General features: G+C 65.9%; 1 pseudogene. It reads left to right on the top strand.

From position 1 onward, the window contains the following. A pseudogene (locus tag G3436_RS24095) lies at positions 1–3,046 on the top strand (condensation domain-containing protein); the annotation flags it as partial.

Here is a 3,046-nt window from a genome sequence, read left to right on the forward strand (position 1 = left end):
GTGACCCACTGGACCTGCCGCGAGGAAGGCAAGGATGGCGTACCGATCGGTCAGCCGATCGCCAACCTCGGCACCTATGTATTGAGTGCCGACCTGGTGCCCTTGCCGGCGGGTGTTACCGGCGAGCTCTACCTCGCCGGTGAAGGCCTGGCCCGTGGTTACCACCGCCGCGCCGCGCTGACCGCCGAACGCTTCGTCGCCAGCCCGTTCGGCAACGGCGAGCGCCTGTACCGCACCGGTGACCTGGCACGGCAACGCGCCGACGGCGTGATCGACTACAGGGGGCGTATCGACCATCAGGTGAAGATCCGCGGCCTGCGTATCGAGCTGGGTGAAATCGAAGCACGCCTGCTCGAACTGGACAGCGTGCGCGAAGCCAGCGTGCTGGCCGTGGAGGCAGGCAGCGGCCTGCAACTGGCCGCTTACCTGGTGGCCAGTGACGCCCGCCTGGCCTCGGCCAGCGCTGCACAGCAGGCGCCATGGCGCGATGCGGTTCGCCAGCAACTGCTGGGCGTGCTGCCCGACTACATGGTGCCCATGCACCTGGTGCTGCTGGAGCAATTGCCACTGAGCCCCAACGGCAAGCTCGACCGCAAGGCACTGCCTGGCATCAGCGACTGCGCCACGCGCAGCGAGCACGTCGCGGCGGGCAACGCGCTGGAACAGCAACTGGTCGATATCTGGCAGGCGGTGCTCAAGCTCGACCGCGTGAGCATCACCGACAACTTCTTCGAACTGGGCGGCGACTCGATCATCTCGATCCAGGTGGTCAGCCGCGCCCGCCAGGCCGGCATCCGTTTCACCCCCAAAGCCCTGTTCGAACACCAGACCATCCAGCGCCTTGCCGCCGTCGCCCAGGCCAGCGGCGCAAGCCCGGTGGTCGATCAGGCGGCGTTGCACGGCGCGACGGCCTTGCTGCCGATCCAGCAGATGTTCTTCGAACTGCCGATGCCCGAACCGCATCACTGGAACCAGGCCGTGCTGCTCAAGCCCACTCTCAGGCTTGATGCCGTGGCGCTGGAGCAGGCCTTGCAGAGCCTGGTGCTGCACCACGACGCATTGCGCCTGCAGTTCACCGAAACGGCCTGCGGCTGGCGCGGCGAGTACCGCTCGGTGGCCGCCCAGCGCGAAGCCTGGTCACACACGCCGCTGCTGTGGCACCACACCGTGAGCGATTCGCACGCACTGGAGGCCCTGGCCGAGTCGCCCAGCGCAGCCTTGACCTCCAGGGCGGCGTGGTCCGTGGCCTGCTTGCCGACCTCGCCGATGGCAGCCAACGCCTGCTGCTGGTCATTCACCACCTGGCGGTCGACGGCGTGTCGTGGCGCATTCTCTTCGACGACCTGCAGGCCGCTTATCGCCGTGCAGTGGCCGGCCAAGCCGCCGACCTGCCGGCCAAGACCAGCTCCATGCGCGCCTGGGCCGAGCAGTTGCAGGCGTTCGCCCGGCACGACGGCCTGAACCAGGAGCTCGCCTACTGGCAGCAGCAGTTGCATGGGGTGAACAGCGACCTGCCCTGCGACCGTCCTGCCGAGCGCCTGCTCAACCGCAACAGCAACAGCGTGCAGCTGGTGCTGGACAAACAACTCACCCGACAGTTGTTGCAGCAGGCACCCGCTGCGTATCGCACCCAGGTCAACGACCTGTTGCTCAGCGCGCTGGCGCAGGTCATCACGCGTTGGAGCGGCCAGGACGACCTGCTGCTGCAACTCGAAGGCCATGGCCGGGAGGAGCTGTTCGAGTCGGTGGACCTGACCCGCACCGTCGGCTGGTTCACCAGCCTGTTCCCGGTGCGCCTGACGCCGGCCAGCACGCTGGGCGACACGATCAAACAGGTCAAGGAACAGCTGCGCGCCATCCCCAACAAGGGCATCGGCTACGGTGCCTTGCGCTACCTTGGCGATGCACAGACGCAGCAGGCCTTGCAGCAACTGCCCGTACCGCGCCTGACCTTCAACTACCTGGGCCAGCTCGACGGCACCTTCGACAGTGACGAAGGTGCGCTCTTTGCGCCGGCGAGCGAAGGCAGCGGTACCGGACAAAGCCTTGATGCCCCGCAGAGCAACTGGCTGACCCTCAACAGCCAGGTGTACGCAGGTGAGCTGAGCCTGACGTGGGGCTACAACAGCGAAATGTTCGATACCTCGACCATTCAAGGGCTGGCCGAGGATTACCTGCAGGCCCTGACGCGACTGATCGATCACTGCCTGCTGGCAGACAGCCACGGCCTCACGCCATCGGATGTGCCTCTGGCCCACTTGAGCCAGGCGCAGCTCGATGCCCTGCCCGTGTCGGCACGCGAGGTCGAAACGCTCTACCCGCTGGCCCCCATGCAACAGGGGATGCTGTTCCACACCCTGTACCAGCAGCAAGCAGGCAACTACATCAACCAGATGCGCCTGGATGTACGCGGCCTGGATGCCGAACGCTTGCGGGCCGCCTGGCAGGCCACCCTCGATGCCCATGACATCCTGCGCAGCGGCTTCCTCTGGCAGGGCCAGTTGAACGAGCCGCTGCAAGTGGTGCACAAGGGTGTCGAGCTGCCGTTCACCCTGCTTGACTGGCGCGAACGCCAAGGCACTGCGGCGGCACTGGAAACGCTGGCCGCCGAGGAGTTGATGCAACCCTTCGACCTGCAGCAGCCACCCTTGTTGCGCCTGTACATGGTGCGCACGGACGCCGACAGCCATCACCTGATCTACACCCATCACCACATCCTGCTGGATGGCTGGAGCAACTCGCAAATGATGGGCGAAGTGATGCAGCGCTACCATGGCCAGCGAGTGTCCACATCCGGCGCTCGCTACAGCGACTACATCGCCTGGCTGCAACAGCAAGACCAGGCGCTGAGCGAGACATTCTGGAAATCCCAGGTCCAGGCACTCGATGCGCCCACTCGGCTCGCGGCAGCTATCACGGTAGAGCGCTCGCCAGCGTCAGGCTATGCACACTTCGAAACCGTGCTCGAACCCACAGACACGTCCCGGCTCGAGGCCTTTGCGCGCCAGCAGAAGGTCACGCCCAATACGCTGGTTCAGGCTGCCTG

The organism is Pseudomonas brassicae (genome assembly GCF_010671725.1).
GTDB lineage: Bacteria > Pseudomonadota > Gammaproteobacteria > Pseudomonadales > Pseudomonadaceae > Aquipseudomonas > Aquipseudomonas brassicae.